This window comes from Streptomyces sp. NBC_00490 (assembly GCF_036013645.1).
Lineage (GTDB): Bacteria > Actinomycetota > Actinomycetes > Streptomycetales > Streptomycetaceae > Streptomyces > Streptomyces canus_F.
The window spans coordinates 8,083,593-8,107,925 of the sequence record NZ_CP107869.1 but is presented as its reverse complement, the minus strand read 5'-3'; the positions used below and the strand labels follow the sequence as shown (position 1 = coordinate 8,107,925).

Here is a 24,333-nt window from a genome sequence, read left to right as displayed (position 1 = left end):
TCCACGGCAGCGTCCAGATCGCGCCACACATGTTCTGGACGCGTGGGTTACAGCGTCAGTTTGAATCATGTAGGTGCGATGGCAGAGGGGCATGGGGCATGATGATCCGATACGGAGAGCCCCCTCCAGCCGAGCCGACGCCTCGGCCTACAGGGTCAGCGGCTCCCGACCGGGGATGCTTGAGGAAGGACGCAGACGGGGGGCATGGGCGAGTTACTCACCCGCGGCCAACGGCTGTCAGCGGCTTCTGACAATATTGGGGGCCGAGGTAGCTTCGTAGCCTGGCTACGTCCTGGTTTTTCTAAGCGCAGGGGTGAGAACTGGCGTGCGTGCTGACAGCCCTCGCTGGCATGAGGTCAGCAAGTCAGAGTTCCCTCATGAGCGGGCTGGTCTGGCTCTGGTACGCGAGTTGCTCCCCGACCGGCCGCCGTTCCAGGCTTGGAGCAACTTCGAATTCCGTGATCGCCAGGGGAAATGGCACGAAGTCGACCTGTTGGTCCTTGGCGAGAGCCGACTGCACCTTGTCGAGCTCAAGCACTACCGCGGAACGATCTCCGGTAACGCCTACACCTGGCAGCGCAACAACCGCAGCGAAGATTCACCGCTGCCGTTGGCCCGCCGAAAGGCCCAGCGGCTGGCCACCGTAGTCAAGGATGCCCTGCGCGAGCTGGCGCCTCAGCTGGGCAGCCGGGATGTCCCCTTCATCCAAGAATCCATCTTCCTTCATGCTCCCGACAGCCGCTGCCAGCTTCCTTCTGGGGACCGAACCGATCTCTTCGGCCTCGACGGAGAGCAGTCGCGCAGCGGTCTGCCGAGTATTGCGGAGAGGCTGCTCGAACCTCTCGGTGCACGGCGTCGGCCAGGACTGATCGACCACGACGATCTACTGCCAGCCCTATTCGAGCGGATTGGTTTCGCTCAGCGACGCGAGCACGTAGTGGGATCATGGCGACTGACCGGCCAGCCTGAAGCGGAAGGTGTGGACTGGCAGGAGTGGCCTGCTGAGCACCGGATCGCTCGCGACCGCGCCCGCATTCGATTCATGGTGACCCCGCCCGGGTCGTCGGACGCCCAGCGTCAGGCGTCCCGTCAACTGGTAGAGCGCGAATACGGACTCACTCGCCGCCTGCAGCACGACGGGCTGCTGCTCCCGCGCGATCTCGTCGAGGACGAGATTGGCGTGGGTCTCGTGTTCCCGGACGACCGGGAGGCCCAGCGACTCGACCTCTGGCTGGACGACCAGCAGGGAAGTGCGTCCCTCAACGCACAGGTCTCTGTCATCCGACAGCTGGCCGAGGTACTCGCCTACGCGCACCGTAACCACGTAGTGCACCGTGGCCTCACACCAGCAGCTGTGCAAGTGCGGTCTGCCGATCCCGACGTAAAGGTCCGGCTCGGCGGCTGGCAGGTAGCCGGCCGGGACGACCCCGCGAACGCCACCCGCCCCTCGCACGGTGCCTCGACGCGGATCATGCGAGCCCTCGAAGAGGAGGGCTCCTCTAATGACCCAGAGCGCCGGCACGCCGAGGCATACCTTGCACCGGAGGGGCGCTGGGACCCAACGGCGGACCGGATCCGGCTTGATGTCTTCGCTCTCGGTGCCGTTGCCTACCATCTGGTTGCAGGCCAGCCTCCGGCAACCGATGGCGCTGACCTGCGCGAACGCCTCAACCGTGACGGCGGCCTCGACCTGACCGTCGATATCCCCGAGGTGCCCGGAACTCTGCGCCGCCTCGTGCTCGAAGCGACTCGCCCGGTAGTCACTCGGCGGCTGCGAGACATGCAGGCATTTCTCGCCCTGCTCGACGACGTCGACCGGGAGGTTTCCTCACCAGGGGCCGGCGCCGACGGCGACCCCCTCGAAGCTGCCCCTGGAACCTTGATCGGCCAGCGCTTCGAACTCCTGCGCCGCCTCGGCTCGGGTTCCACCGCCGTCGGGCTCCTCGTCAAGGACCGCGAGAATGGCGACGAGCGTCGCGTCCTGAAAGTCGCCCGGGACGACTCGGCCGCCCGACGCCTCGTCGACGAGGCCGAGGTGCTCCTCACGCTCAGGCCCAAGGCTCACCCACGCATCGTCCGCCTGTCGGACGAGCAAATCCTGCGGGTCGGCCGCCGCACCGCTCTTCTCCTGGAGAGCGCCGGCGACGAGACTCTCGCTGACGCTCTCCGCGAGCGCACGAGGCTCTCGCTCGACCTGCTCGACCGCTGGGGAACAGACGTACTTGAAGCGCTCGTCGGGCTCGACAAAGCGGGGGTCGACCACCGCGATATCAAGCCAGCCAACCTCGGCATCCGCGAGCAGCGCTCGGATCGTGCCAAGCACCTCGTCCTCTTCGATTTCTCGCTCTCGCGTGCCGGCGCCGCGTCCATCGAAGCAGGCACACCCCCGTACCTCGACCCGTTCCTTGGCACCCCGCTTCGCCCGAACTGGGACTCTGCTGCGGAACGATACGCCGCAGCGGTAACCCTGTACGAGATGGCGACCGGTCGCGCGCCCGTATACGGCGACGGGCTGTCAGATCCATCCGTACTCCGTGACGAGGTAACTCTCGAGCCGGGTGCATTCGATCCGAGCCTCACTGACCAGCTCACCGCCTTTTTCCGGACTGCCCTGAGCCGTGACTCCCGGCAGCGGCACCACACTGCCGCAGAGATGCACGCCGCCTGGCGTGCCGTCTTTACCGGCACCGACACAGCCCCGCCGGAAGACGCCGACGAGCGAGCCGCAGCGGCAACACCGACAATGTCGCTCTCCGAAGCGGGCCTTTCGGCTCGTGCCCTGTCTGCAGTGGAACCGCTTGGACTCGCAACGGTCGCAGACTTGGCCCTTGCCGACCCGGGAAAGCTCTCCCGGCTGGCTGGCGTCGCCGACGTCAGCCGTCGGGAAGTCCGCTCCCGAGCCAAGCAGTGGCGCGAGCGTTTTGCCGCAGAACTGGCGGCAACGACGCAGCCATCGGCCGCTGTTAAGCACCTAGACGATCCGCTCAGCGATCCCTCAGAAACCGCGGAAGTCCTGGCCCAGGCCGCCGGGTCCACCCGCGCAACCGGACGACGTCGCGCCGCCCGGATCCTGCTGGGCCTCGCACCGGGAGCGGACGCCTTCGCGACCCGGGCCGAGTTCGCCACGGCCTGCGGGCTCAGCGGCGCCCCCCAGGCGTCCAACGCACTGTCTGCGGTACAAGATTCCTGGGCTGACAATCCCTCGGCGCGGCGGCGGCTGGATGACGTCCTCGCGCGTGCCACCGAAGCCCTGACCTCGCTAGGTGGCATCGCCACTGCCGACGATGTCGTGGCCGTACTGGCGGCGTCTGCCGGAACCGCGGAATCAGAGCTGGAGTCGCAGGCCGCACAGCGTCGGGTCGCGGCCGGGCTGCTCGTCGCCGCTCTCGACCGCGCTGAACTGGTCGAAAGGGGCGGAGGGGACTCGTCGCCCGTCACCCGCCGGCGTCGGCGTGGCGGTCGCAGCATCCTGCTCACCACTGCCCCGGTTCTTCTGGACGCAGCCGACACCCTCGGATCGATTGCGGACGAACTCGTCGCGGACGCGACCGCGACCGGCGATCATGTGGTGCCAGTCGGTCGGGCAGCAGCCCGTTTGCGCCCGGCATGGCCCCAAAGCGTCACCGCTCCAGACGACACTCGATTGGCCAAGATCGCGGCCAGGCTCTCGACGCGGGCCCACGCGTCGAGGCGCGGCGAGCTCCACGACCGGGATCTCGACGCTGCCGTGGCAATCCGAATTGCTCTTGGAGGGCTCGCCCCGTCTCAGAAGCTCACCGTGGACGACGTGAAGCGTCGCGTCCGGGCACGCTTCCCGGAATTGGCGGCACTCCCCAACCGCCCGCGGCTCGACCAGGTGATCACTGAGGCGAAGCTGCCGCTGAGCTGGGACGGCGAGGCATTCGCGATCCCGTCACGTCGCTCTGATGGCACAAGCCTCGCCAGTCGCACGATGTTCGCCCCGCGAGGCATCCCCCTGGGCCGTAGCTCGGATGGTGCCGCCACACGCGAAGACGCACAGCTTAGGCAGAGTGCGTCCAGCCGGTCCTTCCTCGCTCTGGGAGCCCCCGCCGGCGGCCAAGATGCCGTTGCCGAAGCACTCGTAGCCCGCCACGGCGCCATCTCACTCGATCTCTCAGCGGTTCTCCTGGAAGCCCTGCGCACCCGGGCGAACGCAGCGGGGATCCCGTGGGAGCTGGTCAAAGCAGCCGATGCCGCAGCGCCCGGCACCCGGGACATGCAGGGCCTATCAGCCCTTGTGCAACAGGCAGCTCCGGCAGTGGAGGAAGCCATCACAGCCGCGATCGCCAGCGCCCCTGGCAGTACCCGGCCTGTACTGCTCGTCGAGGCCGCACCGCTCGCTCGCTACGGTCACCTCGACATTGTGGCGCGACTGGCCGACATCACCACCAGTCGCGCCCAGGCAGTCTGGCTGGTCCTCCCGCTCGGCAGTGACCGAGCGCCCCTGATCGATCGCGTACCCGTACCGCTTACTCACGGCGGACAGTTCCTCTGCCTCGATGACTGGCTCCGCGCCCTCACGCCTGAAGGAGAATCTGCGTGACCGCGTCCGACACGCTTACCGCCGAGCTGCGCGCCGAGATGTCCTGGCTGGAAAGCGATCTCCGGAATCGAGTTACTGCTCAGCCAGCGGTGGACCACGCGTGGCAGGCGGAATATCAGCTCGCTCTGGATGCGGAGCGGACGACCGAGTCCTGGGAAGAGTGGGCAGATGACCGCGTCACTCAAGCCGCAGTGGCCTGGGTGCTGGTAACAGTCTTCATCCGGTTCGCCGAAGACAACCAGCTGGTCAAGCCGGTGTGGATCTCCGGCCCTCAGTCTCGGCGTGACGAGGCGTTCGCTGCGCAGGCCCAGTTCCTGCGTGAGACAGCCCGCACCAACCCGGACGTCACAGACCGAGAATGGCTGCAGGCCGCAGTTGCGTACCTGCGAGAGCTTCCGGCGACCCGGGCGCTGGTCGACGAGACATCCGCGTTGTGGCTCGTGACCCCCTCAGGTGACGCGGCTTCACGTTTGCTCTCCTTCTGGCGCGAGCGTGATGAAAACGGCGAGCTTCTGCGCGATCTGACTGATGAGAGCCTCAGCACCCGTTTCCTGGGCGACCTCTACCAGAACCTGTCCTTGGACGCCCAGGAACGCTACGCGCTGAAGCAGACTCCGATCTTCGTCGAGAAATTCATCCTCGATCACACACTTGAGCCGGCCCTGGCTGAGCGTTCTCTCAACGGTTTCAGGGTAATCGACCCCACTTGCGGTTCCGGGCATTTCCTCCTCGGAGCGTTCACCCGCCTACTCGACCGCTGGCACAACGAATCCCCTGCCCTGGAGCCGTGGGCGCGAGTGCAGAAAGCCCTGGACGCCATCCACGGCGTTGACCTCAATCCCTTCGCCGTGGCAATCGCACGATTCCGCCTGACAGTTGCCGCACTTGTGGCCGGAAGTATTCGGCAGCTAGAGGACGCTCCGGCCTTCAAATATCATCTCGCTGTCGGAGATTCACTGCTCCACGGAACCGAGAAGAACACCCTGCCGGGCATGGATAATACGGGGAACTTCTTGGCGGGGCACAGCTACTCTACCGAGAACCTTGACCTCCTCGGCGAAATACTGCAATCCGAGCGCTACGATGTCGTGGTCGGAAACCCCCCCTACATTGCAATCAACGACAAAGCACTCAAGAACGCCTATCGAACGCGTTACAACTACTGCAAGGGTGCTTTCGTTTATACCGTCCCGTTCATGGAACGGTTCTTCGATCTGGCCAAGACTGGCCGCAACGCGGGCCGCGTGGGGCAGATCACCAGTAATTCGTTCATGCAGCGCCAGTTCGGGAAACCTCTTGTCGAGCGATTTTTCCCGACCAAAGACCTGACGCTTGTCGCAGATACGTCTGGAGCCTTCATTCCAGGGCACGGCACGCCGACGGTCATCATGATCGGTCGCAATCGGCAGCCTGTCACCTCCACTGTGAGGACGGTCCTGGGGCGCCGCGGAGAACCGGGACGCCCCCTGGGGGACCCCGCCAAGGGCAAGGTCTGGTCATCGATCGCCGCTCACGTCGGCGACCCGCAGTATGCCGACGAGTGGGTGACAGTCACCGATCTGGAGCGCGCGTCCTTGGCCAAGCACCCCTGGTCACTCAGCGGTGGCGGCGCCATCGAACTGCAGCAACTGATCGAGGCAACCCCACGCCGCCTCAACGCGCTCATTAGCAGAATTGGAATGTTCGGAGACAGCCACGCCGAGGAAATCTTCGCGGCGGATCCAGGCGCACTCTCCCGGCTCGGCGTGTCAAGCAATGACATCGTTAGCGTCAATGCGGGGAACGGTCTGCGCGATTGGCAGATGACGGCAACCGGCGAGCTCCTCCTCGCACCTGGTCCGGTGACGCACCCCACGCCCGCGCCTGAAACAGAGCGTGCGCTGTGGCCCTGGCGCACCCCGCTGTGGGCGCGAGCCACCTTCGCCGACGGCGACTACCGCGCTGCCGGTCATCACTGGCTCAGCTGGCACCAGCTCAGCGTGACGGACCCTCTCCAGACCCACATCTCCTTCGCGAAGATTTCAACCCACAATCATTTCGCTATTGCTCTCTCCGGGCTCGTGGAAAAGCCGAGCAGTCTTCGTGTGGAGCTCCGCGAAGGCGCCGACGAGAGCGATCATTGCGGGCTCTTGGCTGTATTGAACTCGTCAACCGCTTGCTTCTGGCTCAAGCAGAAAAGCCACGACAAGGGGAGCCAAGGAGTTAACGAAGGATTCAAGTCCCAAGCCTGGGAGCGTTTTTACGAGTTCACGGGAACCACACTTCGCCAATTCCCTCTACCCGTAGATCTTCCAGCCGACCGCGGCCTGCAGCTCGCTCAACACGCCACGCATCTTGCAGATCAGGCACCCTCAGCTGTTGCGGCAGCGACAACGCCGACGCGCGCAGCCTTGGACTCCGCTTGCCGCAATAGCAAAGCTACGCTGGCAGCCATGGTGTCCCTGCAGGAGGAGTTGGACTGGGAGGTCTACCGCCTGTACGGACTGACGAGTGAGGATTTGACCTACCCGGGCTCTGATCTGCCAGCACTGGCACTAGGTGAACGAGCATTCGAGATCGTTCTCGCGCGACAGCCCTCAGCAGAAGCAAACGGCACCACTTGGTTCGAGCGGCACCGCTCGACTCCTATCCAGGACATTCCCCACGACTGGCCGGCTCCATACCGCAAGGTGGTAGAGCGGCGCATTGCGCTGATCGAGGGGAACCCGGCACTTCAACTCCTGGAGCAGCCGGAGTACAAGCGCCGGTGGGAAAGTGAGCTCTGGGGCAAGCGGGAGGAGCGCGCCCTCCGTTCCTGGCTCCTTGACCGGTTGGAGCACACGCGGTTCTGGTTCGACTCAGCGGGCCGTCCCACCCCACGCAGCATCGCGCATCTCGCTGATGATGTCTCCCGCGATCCTGACCTCGTAGCCGTCCTCGCCCTGTGGGAAGGGCGCCCCGATGTCTCCGTCACAGCCAGCCTGCAGCGACTACTCGCAGAGGAAGCCGTCCCGTTTCTCGCGGCCTACCGCTATAAGGATTCCGGCTTGCGCACTCGTGCAGCATGGGAGCGGACGTGGGCCGTGCAGCGCCAGGAAGACGCAGGGGAGAAGACCGGGCCGATTGCGGTCCCGCCGAAGTACAAGGCTGGCGACTTCGCCCGCAAGGAATACTGGACGCATCGCGGCCGAAACGATGTGCCCAAGGAGCGGTTCATCCTTTATCCGGGAGCCGGTCGCGACACTGACCCCACTCCGGTTCTCGGGTGGGCCGGCTGGGACCACGCCCAGAAGGCTCTTGGCCTCGCCCAGCTCATCCAGAGCCGCGAGAGCGACGGTTGGTCCGACGACCGGCTGGTCCCCCTCGTAGCCGGTCTCTCCGAGCTGCAGCCCTGGGTCGAACAGTGGCACTCCGCTCCTGACCCCTTCTACGGCGGCGTATCCCCATCGGAGTTCTTCCACGAGCAGCTAGAATTGCTCGCCCGGCAGGTTGGCAAGACCCGTGAACAGCTCGCCGATTGGCGTCCCGTTTCCACCCGCCGGAAGGCGATCTCATGAGCACCTTTCTCCGTGACGTCATCAACATCCCGCTCGCCGCAGGGGACAACGACTATGTCCTGCGCCTCACGGAGGGTGTAGGCAAGGGTCGACTGGCTGGCACCGTCGATCAGTACGTCGTTACCGACGGACTTGCCGAAGCCTTCGACAGGTCCCTCGGCCTCGTTTCCGCAGCCCTGCGCGACGGCCAGAGCCGCGCGGCGTTCCTGTCCGGTTCGTTCGGCTCCGGCAAGAGCCACTTCATGGCCGTCCTGCATGCCCTGCTTGGCCACGACGCATCGGCGCGGTCCAAGGACGAACTCGCCAGCGTTATTACCAAGCATGACCCTCAGCTCGAGGGAAAGAAGGTCCTGCGACTCGCCTACCACTTTCTCGACGCCAAGAGCATCGAGGATGCGATCCTCGGTGGCTACGTCGCGCAGATCCAAGCCATGGAGCCCGATGCCGATCTGCCTGCCGTTCACCGCGGCGACTCAGTCCTCGCGGATGGCGAGCAGATGCGTCAGCGCCTGGGCGACGACCCCTTCTTTGCTGCGCTCAACGAACACGGCGGCAGCTCAGTCGGAGCAGACCCGTGGACGGCCGTGCTGGAGGGCACTCCCGCCTGGGACACCGAGTCCTACGACACGGCGCGCGCCGCAGCACCCGGCAGCGAACAGCGCCAAGGACTTGTCAGCGCTCTGGTCCGGACATTCTTCACTGCCTACACCAACACGGCAGAGTTCGTTTCCCTGGACGAGGGGCTGCTCGCAATCACCCGGCACGCGAAGGGCCTTGGGTACGACGCCGTTGTGATGTTCCTCGACGAGCTCGTTCTCTGGCTCGCGTTCAATGTGCGCAACAAGGAACTCTTCGGCCGCGAGGCCCAGAAGATCACTAAGTTCATCGAGGCTGGCTCCGGTGAGCGAGCCGTCCCGATCATCTCGTTCGTCGCCCGTCAGATGGACCTGCGACGCTACTTCAACGAGGCCAGCGGCGGCATCGGATCCGAGCAGGAAGCGATCGACAGCGCCTTCCGGCACCAGGAAGGCCGCTTCGCCACCATCGTCCTGGGCGACGATAACTTGCCCTACGTCGCTGAGAAGCGTCTCTTGAAGCCTCTGGACGACGAGGCAAAGGGCACCCTCGACGACGCTTTCCGCCGGCTTGAGCGACGTCCCGAGGTGTGGGACGTACTGCTCGACGGCGTCAACACGGACGATCAGAACCGGGGCGCCGACCAGGTCGCCTTCCGGCGCACCTACCCGTTCTCCCCCGCACTCGTCTCGACATTGCGGACCCTCGCCTCAGCCATGCAGCGGGACCGCACCGCGCTGAAGGTCATGCAGCAGCTGCTGGTACGGCAGCGCGACACCCTGACCGTCGAGGACGTCATCCCCGTCGGCGACATCTTCGACTTCGTCGTCGAGGGCAACCAGGCGCTCACTCCTGAGATGGCCGGCCGGTTCAAGAACGCCCGCTCCCTCTACGAGGAGAAACTGCGCCCCGTCCTTCTCCGGGAACACGGACTCACCCTGTCGGAAATCGCGGCGCTACCGGCGAAGCACCCGTATCGCGCAGACGATCGCTTGGCCAAGACCCTGGTCCTTTCCGCGGTGGCGCCCGAGGTACCCGCGCTCAAGGAGATCACCGCATCCCGGCTGGCCGCCCTCAACCATGGGTCCATCACCAGCCCCTTGCCCGGCAAGGAGGCATCTGTCGTCCTGGGCAAGCTCGAACGGTGGAACGGAGACGTCCCCGAGATCCAAATTGCCCGCGACAGCCGCAACCCCGTGATCCGGCTGCGGATCTCGGAAGTCGACTACGAATCGATCATCGAGAAGGCCAAGGGAGAAGACAACGACGGGCGCCGTCGCGAGACACTGAAGAAACTCGCATGGGAGGCATTCGGGCTCTCAGACCTGGACGGCGACATCTCTGGTGTCTCGCGCCAGAGTCACGTCTGGCGCGGCTCCCGCCGCGACGTCGAAGTGCTTTTCGGTAATGTGCGAGACAGTTCCTGGCTTCCCGACGCTGCTTTCGAAGCCGGCCAGGACACCTGGCGCTTCGTCATCGACTACCCGTTTGACGAAGACGGCCGCAGCGCCCGGGACGACCTCAACCGGCTTGAGGAGCTCCGCGCGCAGGGCGTGGTCAGCCGCACCGTAGCGTGGGTGCCCTATTTCCTCTCCCGAGAACGCCGTGACGATCTGGGACGCCTCGTCATACTCGACTGGCTCCTCGGCGGCCCAGGGGACCGCTGGACCTCGCACGCCAACCACCTCGCCGAGGCCGACCGCGTACAGGCCAAGATCATCCTGGAGTCTCAGCGTGATGCGCTGCGCAACCGGGTCAGTCGTGCCCTGCAACAGGCATACGGTGCCTCCGCCGCGATCCCCGGGACGCTGGAGGCGGAAGAAGGGCACGACCGTGTCCTGCTGAGTCTCGACCCGGAGTTCACCCCGGCCGCGCCAGTCGGACACGACCTCGGTGCCGCGTTCGGCAACTTGATCGAGCAAGCATTCACCGCCACCTTCCCAGGCCATCCCCGGTTCGAGCCCGAGGACCGCGAAGTACGGGCAAACGAGATCACCGCAGTGCTCAACGCCGTCCAGAGCGCCAACCGGGAAAAGGACGGCCGCGCATTCGTAGAGACCCGTCAGCGCGATGCCGTGCGCCGCGTCGCCAACCCGCTGAGCGTCGGCCACATGGGAGAGACCCACTTTCTCTTTGGCCCCGAGCGGTTCCGTTGGGCCATGGAATTCGAGCGAGCTATGGGACGCGACGGGCTCGCGGCCACCGATCCCGTCCAGGTCAAGTCATTGCGCGGCTGGATCAGCGCGCTTGAGCCGGCCATGGGCCTGCGGCCAGAACTGGCCGATCTGATCATCTGCGCCTGGGCTGTCCAGCAGAACCGGGCCTGGTACCGGCACGGAGGCCCGCTCGTTCCTGCTCCCGTTCCCGGAGCGCTCACCCCGGACGCAGAACTCCGCCCTGAAAAGCTGCCCTCCGCAGGTGACTGGGAGGCCGCGGTCCTCCGGGCCGGAGTAATCTTTAAGGCTGTCGGCAACCCGTATCTCACCGGCTCATCCGTCAACGAACTCGCCCAGGCCGTTCTGGACGAGGTCGGTGAAGGTGCTGCACATGCGAACGACCTCGTGAAGCACGTCGAGGGCGCTTACCGGCGACTTGGCCTCACCGCAGCAGACACCGGCCGTCTCGCGACCGCAACCGCGTCCCGCGACCTCGTCACCGCTCTGAAGCGGGCTCCCGATCGTGTCGCCCTGATCGAAGCGTTGGCTGCGGCAGCGTTCCCAGCCACGGATCAGTCCGTGGCAAAGACACTGAGCTCTGCCGGCGCGGTCTCTCGTGCGCTCGCCGACTACAACTGGGATCGGTTGAAGCCGCTGCTCACCGCAGCCAAGGCCAACGACGAGCGAGGGCTGAACGCCAAGGCGATCCTCGACCGATTGCGGGCAACTCTGCTCGCCGACGAACTGGTCCAACCGCTCGCCCAGGCGCTCAAGCGAGCAGAAGACGAGTCCTTCTCGTGGGCTGTCACCACGCCGTCGCCTGCCCCCGCGGACGAGCCCGCGGAAGCGGACACAGACGCGCCTGTCCCACCAACGAAGCCTGCTGCGCGTCCTATGCGCAGGAGTGTGTCATCGCGCGCCGAGCTCGACGACGCGGTTGATGCATTGCACGCCTTCATCGACGAACACAAGGGCAGGAATGTCATCGTGGAATGGCGGGCCGAGTCGTGACAGCGACATCCGCTTCGCTGCCCGTTATCCGTGCTCTCATCGACCAGGCGCGTAGCAAGCAGTTCGAGGGAGGCGTGATCGGCATTCTTGCCCGCCCGGAGTGGGATGGCCCTGCGGAGTTCGAGCATGAGAGTGTCCCGGTGCGCGTGATGCCGTGCCCCTCAGCTCTGGCAGTCCGGGAAGCGCTGCTCAGCCGCTCGTCGGAGCGCTGGCTGGTCGTACTCACCGACCGCGACACGGATGACCTCGGGCTTGGCATTACGGCGCACCTGGTCGGCAAGACACTGCGTCAACCCGACCCTTGGGAGGCCGTGCGCGACGGCTTCGGGGCCACACGCCTGGACCATCGCCTAGTGACAGCGCCGCACCCGCGCGACCTCGCGAACGGATTCCTGACCGCCACACCCGAAGGAGGCTGGGCTCCAGCCCGTGGTGGTCTCCTCACGCCTGACCATGCCTTCAGCAGTCTTGCTTCCGCCCGCCTCGGCCTCGGCCGAGCCGGCGGCGAGATCGACTCTGGTGCCGTGCTCGCCTGGTCCAGCCATCCGGCGTCAGCAACCAGCCTGGCAGACCTGCGTTCCCTTGCCGGTGACACCATCGTTGATGCCCTGCTCGATTGGATCGGCCGACGCACTGGTGCCACCGGAAAGGCCGTTGCGCCTCTCCTGCGCAGCGGACGCTCACGCGACGCGGTGCCCCTTGGACTTGTCACCCGCGCAGTCCTCAGCTCGGCCATGGAATCTGGTCCGCGGGCCCTCCTGCGCGCCCAGCTCGGTGAACGGCTCTCTGACCCTGTACTCCAGGCATGGGCAAGTGACAGCGAAACCGTCACCACCGACCTCCTCGTACGTGACAGTGATGCTTCCGCCCACGTTCTTGCGCGCGCCGAGACCCTGCTCGACACCCTGGAAGCCGGATCGTTCGCCGACGCCTCCGGTTTTCTTCGCCGTGGGCTCTCTTCACGGCTTGCCACACTTGGCGAGGCGCTCCGTCTGGCCACAGAGCGCGCCTCTGTCCGCGCCCGCTCCCACGGGTCCGACGCACCACTCGCGGATCTCGCCCGGCTGCCGGCAGTCGAGCAGGCACTCGCGGAAGTGGAGAGTCATGCTCTCGCCGGGCATCCTGACGAATCGCGCGTTCCTCGTGCTCATGCGGCCGTCCGGCTGACGCGCTGGCTGGCCCGGCCGGCACACCCCCTACCGACAAAGCACCTCGACTCCCATGTCGCGCGGCACCGCGACCATGACGCATGGGTTGACCGCGCCGCAGACGACGTCTGGACCGGCGTCTCGGATGAAGGACTCGCCCAGGGGCTGAGAACAGTCCTGGCCGCCGCCCGACTCCGGCGCAGCTCTCACGATCTCGCCTTCGCCGCTGCCCTCGCGCGCCACGAAGGCGACGGCAAAAGCGCCCCCGGTGAGGTGGCCAACCTTGAGGAGGTCATGGGACGCACAGTCCTCCCGCTGGCCAAGGCCCAACCGGTGCTTCTGATCATTGCCGACGGCATGAGTGCGTCCGTTGCCAGCGAGGTCGTCGACGACATGGTGCACCGCTACGAGTCATGGTTGGAGTGCGTACCCCAAAATCAGGACCGCCGTGGCGCGGCGCTTGCCCTGCTGCCTACCCTGACGCGCGTGTCGCGCACGAGTCTGCTCTGCGGTGAGCTCCGCGACGGCGGCCAAGCCGAGGAACAGGACGGCTTCAAGAACCTGTGCCGAGCCGCTGGCGTGAAGGGGGCGCTGTTCCATAAACGACCGCTTGACAGCAGCGAAGCCGGATTCGAACTCAGCCACGATGTCACCGCTGCCATCGACGACGTCGCAGGCACCCAGCTTGTCGCTTGCGTTCTCAACACGATCGACGATGCGCTCGACCGATCTGACCCTGGCGGCACCTCCTGGAATGCCAGCAACATCAAGCACCTGCGCCCCTTGCTCGATGCGGCCCGTCGCTCGGGGCGAATCGTCGTCCTCACGTCCGATCACGGGCATGTCGTCGAGCGTCGCGAGGGCCGAAGCCTGGCTATTGCAGGCGCCTCCAGCAACCGATCTCGCCCCACCACTGGCACCCCTGCGGAGGAGGGAGAAGTACGCGTACATGGTCCTCGCGTGCTGTTGCACGGTGGCGACGCCATTCTCGCCGTCGACGAGCGTCTGCGGTACGGGAATCTGAAGGCTGGCTACCACGGTGGCGGCGCTCCCGCAGAGGTCGTCGTCCCGGTTTGTGTCCTGACTCCAGCCAGAGAGCCTGAGGGATGGCGATACGCGCCTCCGCAGTCGCCGGACTGGTGGCGAGGCCCCGTCGCCGTCGAGCCGTCCGCCGAACCGGCGGTCTCACCCGCGGCGTCCCCACGTAGCCAGCAGGCGAAGAGCAGCCCCACGCTCTTTGACGTAACAGCCCCGGCCCCCACACCACGTGAGGACCTCGCCACCGCAGTGGTCGCCTCGTCGACCTATCGTGACCAGCGTTCGCGCGCGGCTCGTGTCCTGATTACCAATGATCAGGTGAGCAGCTTGCTGCGAGCGCTCTTGGCCGCGCCCGCGAACCGGCTCGACAACGAGTCGGCTGCCGCCTCGCTGGGGATCGCCACCGTCCAGTTCTCCGGTGCTCTCGGGCAGGTCCAGCGGTTGCTCAACGTCGAGCAGTACCCGGTCCTCAGTAGGGATGCCGATGGTGTCGCCGTTGTCCTCGACACCGCTCTGCTGTGTGAACAGTTCGAGGTAGCCGAGTGACCGCACAGCTCAGCCCCAGGCGCCGCCGTGAGGTCATCGACGCATTGCGGCGTGGAACGGTGCCGCACAACGGACTTGATGTCCTTGCCGTCGGGCTCGCCCGGTTCGAGGACGCGCTCGACACCGAGCTCGCTACGGTTACCGGTGGCGGAGCCGTGTTCAAGGCTGTGCGGGGCGAATACGGCTCGGGCAAGACATTCTTCGCTCGCTGGCTCGGCGAACGGGCAAAGCGATTGGGCATGGCTGTCGCTGAAGTCCAGGTCTCCGAGACCGAGACACCCTTGCATCGGCTCGAAACCGTCTACCGGCGCATCGCAGAGTCTCTACAGACCGCAGAGTTCCCCCCCTCTGCGTTCCGGCCGATCCTTGACGCCTGGCTCTTTGCTCTCGAGCAGGAGGCCGGGGGAAGCGTCGCAGACGTCTTGGAGCGACGTCTCGCGTCGGTGTCCCAGACCACTCCGGCCTTCGCAGCGGCGCTACGCGCCTACCATGCGGCGGTCGCATCGGGAGACACCGCCACCGCCGAGGGGCTGGTGGCCTGGCTGGGTGGACAGCCACACGTCGCTGCTGGCGTGCGCCGCAATGCCGGAGTCCGCGGAGAACTCGATCACTTCGGGGCATTCGGTTTTTTGCAGGGCCTGTTGACCGTGCTGCGGGACTCTGGACATCCGGGTCTGCTAGTCGTTCTCGACGAAGTCGAGACCTTGCAGCGGGTCCGTTCCGACGTCCGGGAGAAGGCTCTCAACGCCCTGCGGCAGCTGATCGACGAAGTCGATTCCGGCCGGTTCCCGGGGCTCTATCTCCTTATCACCGGGACTCCGGCCTTCTTTGAGGGCACCCAAGGCGTACAGCGTCTCGCGCCCCTGGCGCAGCGCTTGGCCGTCGACTTCACTACCGCGGCGCAGTTCGACAACCCTCGTGCCGTTCAGATCCGGCTGCCGGGCTTCACCCTGGATTCCCTTCATGAAGTCGGCAGACGGGTGAGGGACATCTACCTCGACACCGCGGGGGATCGCGACCACGTGGCCGATCTGGTCGACGACGCGTACGTGAATGACCTGGCCATGGCTGTGGCCGGCGGGCTCGGAGGACGAACCGGGGTAGCGCCACGCATCTTCCTGAAGAAACTGGTCGGTGACGTACTCGACCGGGTCGACCAGTTCTCAGACTTCGATCCGCGACAGCACTACGCTCTGACTTTGAGTCCAAACGAGCTGAACGAAGTTGAGCGCAACCTCGCCACTCGGCCAGCTGAGGCTGCCAGCGACGTAGCGCTGGACTTGCCATGATGGACCCGCTCGACGAGCTTCACCCTGTCGTCCTGCACCACATCGTCAACACACTCGGCTGGCCCGGTCTGCGCCCGCTCCAAGAAGCATCCATCAGACCGCTGCTGGCTGGACATGACGCACTGCTGCTGGCACCGACGGCTGGCGGCAAAACCGAGGCTGCCTCTTTCCCCTTGCTCTCCCGGATGGGGAAGGAGAACTGGCAGGGCATGTCAGTACTATATGTGTGCCCGATCAAGGCACTCCTCAATAACCTTCTTCCCCGGTTGGAGACATATGCCGGGTGGCTCGGCCGCCGGGTGGCTTTGTGGCACGGAGACGTTTCGCCCGGCCAACGAAGGCAGATCCTGCGCGAGCGGCCGGACGTGCTGCTCACGACTCCCGAGTCGATCGAAGCGATGCTCGTCAGCACCAAGGTGGAGCACCAAACCTTCTTCGAGAACCTCCGCACTGTCATCGTGGACGAAGTCCACGCATTCGCCGGTGACGACCGGGGCTGGCACCTCCTGGCTGTCCTGGAACGACTTACCCGAATCACCAGGCGACCGATCCAGCGCATCGGACTTTCCGCCACCGTGGGAAACCCTCAGGACCTACTGGGCTGGCTCCAAGGTTCCAGCAAAGGCTCGCGACCATCCCAGGTAGTCGCGCCGGACATCCCCATCACGCCCGCAACTGCATCCATCCCCCCCGCCGGAGACGTCACCCTCGACTACGTCGGCAGCGTGGCTAACGCGGCAAAGGTCATCGCATCCCTCCACCGTGGCGAAAAACGCCTGGTCTTCTGCGACTCCAAGCAACTGGTGGAAGAGCTCGCCGCATCCTTGCGGGCGAGGGGCGTCACTACCTTCCTGTCCCATGCTTCACTGGCTGTAGACGAGCGGCGACGCGCCGAGCAGGCGTTCTCCGAGGAGAGGGACTGCGTCATCGTCTCCACGAGCACGCTGGAACTCGGCATTGACGTTGGCGACCTGGACCGAGTCATTCAGGTCAACGCGCCCGCCACCGTCGCCTCGTTCCTCCAGCGGCTCGGCCGCACCGGTCGCCGCGCTGGCACATCCCGCAACTGCCTCTTCCTTGCCCTGGACGAACAGCGACTGCTGCATGCCGCCGGCCTTCTCTCACTCTGGGGCAGCGGCTTCGTCGAACCCGTCGTCGCACCCCCCGAGCCTCGGCACATCGCCGCACAGCAGTTCCTCGCTCTCTGCCTGCAAGAAGGCCGCGTCGGCGACCAAACATGGACCGAGAGCTGGAACGGCCTTGAACCCTTCAGCCAGAGCGCTGCCCCCATCGTCCAGCACCTCGTCGACAACGGTTTCGTGGACTCCGACAGCGGCATGCTCTTCATCGGGCCTGAAGCAGAACGTCGTTTTGGTCAGCGGCACTTCATGAACCTCACCGCCGTCTTCACTGCGGCCCCAGAGTTCGTCGTGCTCTCCGGCCGCACCGAGATCGGCCGCACCGATCCCATGCTGCTCACCGAAAGAGTGGAGGGCCCTCGGCTTCTCCTCCTCGCCGGCCGCAGCTGGCGCGTCAACTGGATCGACTGGGCCCGGCGCCGTTGCTTCGTCGAACCCGCCGATGGCGGCGGAAAAGCTCGCTGGTACGGAAGCATCCTCGATGGCGCCTCGTACGAACTCGCACGTGCCATGCGAAACGTCATTCTCGGCCAGGACCCACCGGTTCAACTCACCAAGCGCGCCGTCACGTACCTCACACAGCTCCGCGAAAACGCCATCGAGACCGTCCACCCCGGCGGCACCGTCATCACACGCGCCGACGAGGATGTCCGCTGGTGGACCTGGGCTGGCTTTCGCGCCAACGCCACTCTGACCGCAACGCTCGCCGGGCTCACCGATGAAAAGCAGCGCTTCAACGAGCTGTACGTCCGCCTGCGTCCCGACCTGACGCCCCAGATGTGGGCTGCGCACACAGCTGATGCCGCCGAACGCCTTTGCCTTCCCGAGATCGATGACAAAGCCCTGCGCGGCCTGAAATTTAACGAAGCTCTGCCGGCCCACCTAGCCCGCACGACCGTGGCACAGCGTCTAGCCGCCACTGACCGGGCCGCCTCTGTCCTCGGCGAACCTGTCCGTCATACCTTGAGACTGAGCCGTTAGGCAGCAGTCCGGCGGCCTGTCCGAAGGAACGGCCTATGCCCAAAGCCAAACGCCTCGGCGGCCCGCCGCCGGATTCTCCAGGAAGAGTACCGACGTTTGCTGCCCCATCTCCGGGACAGCAGACGTCGGGAATGAGCGAGTGACCCTGCAAGCCCCTCATGCGCACCTGTCCACCTGCATCCAGTCCACCACCGCACCCCCTGACCGCGGTGACCACGCTGGCCAGGCATCTACGCGAGGCAGCACAGTAGTCCTGAGCCGACGGGTGGACACCGGGCCTCGACTCTGCACGAGCGGCCCCTTCCAGCTCTGTAGGGCCAGCCGGAGCATCGACGCCTACTGTTCCTCCGGGGGTCGGACGGAATAGCTCAACTCATTGCCAGCTGGAGGGGAGTCCGAGTTTGTCGAAGAACGCCCGGTTGCGTTCGGTGGCGGCGTTGACGAGACGGTCGAAGCTCACTACTTCGATGTACGCCTTGCACGGCTCGTTGAAACCGAAATAACCCATGCCGTCATGGGTGGGCCGCAAGCCCGCGTATTCGCATCTGTCCACCATCGTCTTCGTGAGGTCCGCGAGAACGTAGCAGAAGGCAGGTGCCTCACGCGTCGGGGGGATCGGCCGCCCCAGCGCGGTCTTCACTCCGCCGGCGCGTACACGCTTCACGTACTCCAGGCACTGCTGGATCGGGTCCTTGTCCTCCGAGGCGTCATTGCGCATCGGCCGTTTGACCTCGATCACGACGATGGACGGCAGCGGGAGCGTTCCCCCTTCCGCGGCCAGCACCGGCGAGCCGACGAGCCGAGTCGCGAGCAGGTCGGGCTCCCGCGTCGAATCGGAACCCGTGATCGGCATGCTCTTAAGCGTCTTGTCAGAAGCGAGGTAGTCGTGGAACGCGAGCCGCTCGTCGATGATCCAGAGGTTGGAGGCATCGGTGCCGATCTCGTTCGAGTCGGTCCGCATCGGCATTAGCAGGGAGTGGATCGCGTCCTCCTTGCTGTATCTACCCTGGTCGTCGGACCTGATCTGCCTGGCGAGTACGTCGAGGATCGTTCTTCGGCGCGAGACGTAGGCGGCCAGGTCGGACTGGTTGATGTCGGTCACTGTATTCAAGTACCGGGCGAGCCGTTCGGCGTAGCCCTCCGGCTGGGCGGAGCCTGCTTCGCCCAGGACGGCGTGGCCTTCAGCGAGCGCAGACGCTTCGAGCTTCTGGAGGTTGCTGTGCAGCAGCAGTTCGAGGTCGTGGTCCTTCGTGGACGGATCCACGGATACGCCGAGCTGCTCGAGCCGCGACAGGACGGGCCGGTACCTCGGAGCGCGGTTGCTGACGAACTCGTGGACCCGGGCCTTGCCCTCCTCGCGTGCTGCGCTGAGCGGTCCAGCGAGGATGCTTTCGACTTCCTTGAGCACGCTCTCCCGGATGTCGTCCATCGACACATCTTCGATCAGTGGGGTGCCCGGCACACGTTCGCTGATGTCGAAGGCTGTACGGTCGGCGCGGACGTGGCTGTCCAGGAAGTCGGAGGATAGGTAGCAGACGTATGTAAACGGGGAGGACTCCGCGTCTTTGAGCCTTCCGTAGAGCCCTGGCACCTTGCTGGTGAGGTTTTCCTCCACCACCACACGGTTCGCAGCGCACCAGTACAGCCGTGGCGCGAGATTCCTCGGCGAGGACTTCAGGCGGAGGCTCACCATCTCAAACCTCTCCCCCTTGACCTCGATCGATGTCCTTTGCATGTCGGAGTACACGAAGTCGTGCATGAGGCTATTAAGCGAGACTGCCCCGTCATCGTCAGCCACCGTGATGTCGGGCGCGCCGCCGGGGCGCAGGAAGTACCAGATGCAGTGCTCGAAGACCTCACGAGCTATGGCCTCTACGGTCTTCAGCGCGCTCTGCTGGAAGGGCCTCTTAAACCCGTCGAGGCTCACGGTCGTGCCGACCTCAGCTGGAATTTCCCCTTCCCCGTCCGGCTCGACCTCTTCCTGGACGGAGAAGCGGAACTGCCGCCCGTTAAGGCATCCGGCTTCGTCCTCGTAGGCGCTGCGGACCGAAACCCTGTCGAACGCCTTAAGCCAGAGCAGGCGCCCCACACCGCGGCAGCCCATGTCGGCCTTGTGGTCGCTGTCCAGCGTCTCGAACGATGTCATGTTCTCCGGAGTGAAGCCCACTCCATTGTCCTCGACGCTGAAGCCGACAATGGGCTTCAACGCCGCGCGCCCTGGGCCGACGTGGCCGAAGTTGAGTGCTTCCTGCTGACTGCGCCGGATCCTGATGCTCAAACGACCGGGCTCCATGTCGTCGCCGAACCGGGCGTCGATCGCCTGGATGCCGTTGACCACGGCCTCCAGGAGCGGCAGAAGGGCATGGCTTTTCGGCAGACTCGTGTTCCGGACCCGGCCGGCCAGCGACGTGGTCAGCGCCATCGTCTTCCTCCTCGCTCCCAGGCCGCCCACCCTATCGGCGGGCTTGGAGCAAAGCGTGCTGGGCGGCCGAAGTACCGGCGAAGTGACCTGCTCGCCACGGCCCGTTGCTGAACCCGCAGTCCGCCACTCGCAGCCTCGGCTGAAGCTGCCAAGTGCCTGGCTTGATGTCCCGCCGACTCGCAGAGCCTAGCCTGCCTGGCAAGCGGCCTGACACTCCATCAGAACGAGCGTCAAATGAGCGTCACGAGCGTCATCTCGGCGTCAAGATATCGCCCGTAACGCCCACACCGCACATAATGCGCACGGACAAAACCGCAGGTCAGGCGCCCTTCGCGACCGGTTCAAGGATCGCGACGCACTCCACATGATGGGTCATCGGAAACACATCAAATTCGAGGAGAGCGGTTCGGACTGTCGCCCTCGGCGACCTCGCATGCGCTCCCCTCCACGCTCCACCTCACAGTTCAGCTCGTCGCGACCTAATCCTGCCGGCCTTGATGCATCCAGGCGATGACGTCGAACACACGCAGGACGCCGATGTCCTCACCGATACTCGCCTTGCCCCGGAGACAGACCAACTGATCGCGAAAGGCGCCGTTGTCCGCCCGCAGGGCCGCAGCCAGCGCGGCCCAGAAGGAGTGGTCCGCCTTCGGTCGCTCGAACAGCTGCTTTATGCGGATGTCGTAGATGGGGATGAGGTGAGGACGCTTACGGGCCAGCAACTTGCCTGCGACAACCGGGCCGCTGCCGTCGGGCTTGTTGAGGTACTGCTTGCTGCCAGCCAGGCGTTCCCACAACTCCCACGCGGGTCCGCCCTCCTCCATGAAGGCATCGCTTCCAGGATTCTCCAAACGTGCGTCACGAGGGATGAGCGACAGCAGGCGCATCCAGTGCCCGTCGGGGTCGGTCAGCAAGTTCATCGCCCCGTGCGGCTCGAGGGAGACACTGAGCGTGGTGATGGCCACCAGGTCGTTGCTGTCGAAGCGGTCCGCGACGTGCTCGGCGTCCCCGCCCCCGCCCAGGCGCTCGAAGTGCGCGCCGGAATAGAACAGGTCGCCGCTTGAGCGTCGTCGGGTGAAGTACTCGACGAGCAGGCTCACGGCCGTGTCGTCGTCCCAGTAGATCTCCGGGATCTTCAGTTCGATCACCGAGAAGCCCCCCAACTCCCTTACGACCAGTGCTGTGTCGGTGGACGGTACACCAGCTGAGACCATGCGGTGGCACGGGCGGAAGCCGCCGCCAACACGTACGCCTGCGTTACGCCGTTTTGAGGTGTGGGTGGTTTCTAGAGGATGGTCCAGACGTCGGTGTCGGTGCCGTTGCCGATGGAGTAGCGGAAGGCCGGGGCAATTACGAGCACCGAACCGGACAGGCGTTTCCTGCTGGAGAGAGAGCAGCAGGAAACGGCCCGGGCTGCACCAGTCGGTCCCCACGAGTGGACGTATGTCGGCCCAGACAGCTTCGAAGCGGAGCAACATAGCGCGCGATCGCCGGTTAGCCAAACCGGCGATCGCGCGGATCATTGATGGCCCACCGACACTGCCTGCCCCTACGTCGAAAGGAATCGCCACGACGGCTGTCAATTGAAAGCGTCGCGCGTGTGTCAGCGCTCTGCGCTGCCGCAGAGATCCTGCGGAACAGGTGCCGTGGCGCTCAAGGCCCCGTAGGTGGCGTAGCAGCACCCCCGCCTCGCCCCCACCGTAGAGGGTCGACTATCGCATCCCCGAGTGCACCCGGGGATGGAGTCGACCTGCACCGGGGGCCTGCTCATCGGTATAAGCCTCAGCGCGCAATGCGGGTGACTTTGCTTACGTCACTTGTTGTTTTGATCAACTTCCGGGTCGGCACCGTGATCCACAGCCGCACCGTCTTAACGACTGGAGAATCTGAATTGCACGGACAGACCAATGAGGTGCACGGCACCCGTTACAGCCCCACGCACATCCGCGCCACCTGGGACGGAACGGGGAGCGTGGAAGACGCCTCCAGGGCGTTGGGGTTCTCTCGGGCGAAGGGTTACGACCTGGTGCGTCGCGGGGAGTTCCCGTGCCGCGTGCTACGCATCGGCCGTACGACACGTGTCGTCACCGCATCCTTGCTCCGCGTCCTGGAAAGCGGAGAGCCGGAGTACAACGGTGCCCTCGCCGGACACTGCACGCCGTCGTAGCCCGCCGTGCGCAGACGCCCCGCCGGAGTTTTCCGGCGGGCTCCGTCGCCTCAAAGGCGCCAGCAGTGCGCCGGCCGGCAGATGAGCCGGCCAGGCGCTTCGCTTCTGCCATTGAACGGCGGGGGCCGCCGCGCCGTCTCACTCAGAGGCGAGACCCTCGCCAGGGAACAACGGCGGCTTTGACTTGCCGAAGCCGCCGCCGGCTTCACGCCCGGTCAGAGCCTGCGAGCGGGCCAACCATCGAGAAGCGTCGAAGCCGAGCTTCACGCCTGCCGGGTAGTACTCCAGCGTCAGAGCGCGGGCTGCGGTGAAGTGCTGCTTCTCGTCAACCTCCAGGATCTGCTGCTGCCCGTTCTCGTAGGTCAGCAGGACGTCCAGGCTCCGCCGCTCGCGAGAAGGGGCCTGCTCCGGCAGGACCAGCCCAGTGAGCGCGCCGTAGATGGCCGCGACAGTCCCCCACATGCCGACGCACTCGGTCCGCCCTGGCCGCCGCAACCAGATCGGACAGCTCTCTGGTTCAATCTCCGCCTTGACCACGTCAGGCAGTAGGCAGGTTATGCCGTCCCGCAACTTCTTCACACCGAGTCCCTCTCACCCCTGATAAAGCATCCGAGTATCAGCGACGCCTCTGATACCGACTCACTCTCGTTGGCCCGACCGCCGGCCTTACAGCACTGCTGGGCAGCGCCACAAAGGGTGGGTGCATCCAACCGCATCTGGAGGGCCTCCGGAGAAGCCATCCTCGGCCGCGAGGTACGGCAGTGGTGCCTGGTCTCCGCTGAGCAGGCTGAAGCTCGACTCCGGAAGGTCGTCGGTCGAACGCCGTCGAGTCTTTCTCGTGGTGTCCGAACCGAGGTGCACACGTCCATGGGCGACAAGCTGGTCCCGCTTCTCTTCAGGAGATTGGCGAGGAGCTCTGGGGATTGGAGAGCCTGCAGTAGCTCCTTCTCGCCGATGAGGAGGGACGACCTGCCGGTCCCGGTATTGGAAAACCGTTTGACAGCGGCGTCGTTGAAGCAGGTCACGCCGATCGGGCCTTGGCCGACCCCCTCCACCGGGATTCTGACGTCATCGACGACGTTCGTGCCGACGGGGTGTTGCTCCCACTTGGCCTCGATGATGTACCAGGTGTTGTCGTAGCCGGCGACGAGGTCGGTCTGCCGCGGTCCGGCTGCGCCGGCGTTGCGCCGGACGAGAAAGCCGCCGACCGGATGGGTCTCTATCTCGGCGACCCCGCTATCGCAGCCAGGATCGCCGACAGTCCTAAACGCGTTCACCGATGGGCCAGAAACCGCCCGGACCCTCTCGAATTTGAGGCTGCCATCCGTAATCTTGCAGCCGAACTCGACGCCCGAGAGGACCTCATCGACTACGAAAGGCGACGGAAGGTCCTGGCGAACTGGTGCATCGGTCCCCAGCCATGGCAAGAGATCAAGGCCAGAATCGCCGTTCCAGGCGGGGGACACGCCCAGGCGGGGGGCTTCCCCAAAGACCTCACCGACCGCAAGAGGAACATCGGATCCGTCATCCTCTGGGCTCTCGTGACCCAGAGTGAGCACTTCTTCGCACCGACCCCCATCTGCGATCAACAAGACCCGCAGACCCAGAAGAAATGGCAGATGAGCGTCGCCGCGGTCTGGGCCCGCATGCGACACGGCGCTACAAGGCCCACCGACAACATGCTGATCACGGCGCTCCACGAGTACGCCGCCTAGCTGACCCCCATCATCGACCACGGCGAGACCCCGTCCAACGAGGCC

General features: G+C 65.4%; 10 protein-coding genes. 7 read left to right on the top strand and 3 right to left on the bottom strand.

The annotated features are described in order from the left end of the window. The first annotated feature begins 325 nt into the window (after positions 1-325). The 6 genes from pglW to OG381_RS36805 are packed head-to-tail and all read left to right on the top strand — an operon-like array spanning position 326 to position 17,984. Positions 326-4,564, top strand: a complete 4,239-nt coding sequence (gene pglW / locus OG381_RS36830; RefSeq protein ID WP_327720300.1) for a BREX system serine/threonine kinase PglW — start codon at positions 326-328, stop codon at positions 4,562-4,564. Continuing rightward, positions 4,561-8,100, top strand: coding sequence for a BREX-2 system adenine-specific DNA-methyltransferase PglX (gene pglX / locus OG381_RS36825; protein ID WP_327720299.1), 3,540 nt, complete (start codon positions 4,561-4,563; stop codon positions 8,098-8,100). Before pglW ends, pglX begins: the two co-directional genes overlap by 4 nt. After that, positions 8,097-11,843, top strand: coding sequence for a hypothetical protein (locus tag OG381_RS36820; protein WP_327720298.1), 3,747 nt, complete (start codon positions 8,097-8,099; stop codon positions 11,841-11,843). The genes pglX and OG381_RS36820 overlap by 4 nt, the downstream gene beginning before the upstream one ends. Beyond that, positions 11,840-14,575 carry a BREX-2 system phosphatase PglZ gene (gene pglZ, locus OG381_RS36815; protein ID WP_327720297.1) on the top strand — a complete coding sequence of 912 codons (2,736 nt, stop codon included), beginning with the start codon at positions 11,840-11,842 and terminating at the stop codon, positions 14,573-14,575. The genes OG381_RS36820 and pglZ overlap by 4 nt, the downstream gene beginning before the upstream one ends. Then, positions 14,572-15,864, top strand: coding sequence for a BREX system ATP-binding protein BrxD (gene brxD, locus OG381_RS36810; RefSeq protein WP_327720296.1), 1,293 nt, complete (start codon positions 14,572-14,574; stop codon positions 15,862-15,864). Before pglZ ends, brxD begins: the two co-directional genes overlap by 4 nt. Next, positions 15,864-17,984 (top strand): DEAD/DEAH box helicase, encoded by a 2,121-nt coding sequence (locus tag OG381_RS36805; RefSeq protein ID WP_327722638.1) that lies wholly within the window; start codon positions 15,864-15,866, stop codon positions 17,982-17,984. The genes brxD and OG381_RS36805 overlap by 1 nt, the downstream gene beginning before the upstream one ends. 373 nt (positions 17,985-18,357) lie before the next feature. Here the strand turns inward: OG381_RS36805 and OG381_RS36800 are convergent, their stop codons facing one another. The 3 genes from OG381_RS36800 to OG381_RS36790 form a co-directional block, all read right to left on the bottom strand. Then, positions 18,358-20,406 carry an ATP-binding protein gene (locus OG381_RS36800; protein WP_327720295.1) on the bottom strand — a complete coding sequence of 683 codons (2,049 nt, stop codon included), beginning with the start codon at positions 20,404-20,406 and terminating at the stop codon, positions 18,358-18,360. Between the two features lie 479 nt (positions 20,407-20,885). Next, positions 20,886-21,554: a DUF6308 family protein gene (locus OG381_RS36795; protein WP_327720294.1), complete on the bottom strand. Its 669-nt coding sequence runs from the start codon at positions 21,552-21,554 to the stop codon at positions 20,886-20,888. A gap of 1,157 nt (positions 21,555-22,711) precedes the next feature. Beyond that, positions 22,712-23,152, bottom strand: coding sequence for a hypothetical protein (locus OG381_RS36790; RefSeq protein ID WP_327720293.1), 441 nt, complete (start codon positions 23,150-23,152; stop codon positions 22,712-22,714). A gap of 458 nt (positions 23,153-23,610) precedes the next feature. Between OG381_RS36790 and OG381_RS36785 the strand changes: the two genes are divergently transcribed. Next, positions 23,611-24,288 (top strand): hypothetical protein, encoded by a 678-nt coding sequence (locus OG381_RS36785; protein WP_327720292.1) that lies wholly within the window; start codon positions 23,611-23,613, stop codon positions 24,286-24,288. Positions 24,289-24,333 lie beyond the last annotated feature (45 nt).

Coding starts and splice junctions, on each gene's coding strand:
- OG381_RS36800 (WP_327720295.1), bottom strand. CDS start 20,406: ATGGCGCTGACCACGTCGCTGGCCGGCCGGGTCCGGAACACGAGTCTG.
- OG381_RS36820 (WP_327720298.1), top strand. CDS start 8,097: ATGAGCACCTTTCTCCGTGACGTCATCAACATCCCGCTCGCCGCAGGG.
- OG381_RS36805 (WP_327722638.1), top strand. CDS start 15,864: ATGGACCCGCTCGACGAGCTTCACCCTGTCGTCCTGCACCACATCGTC.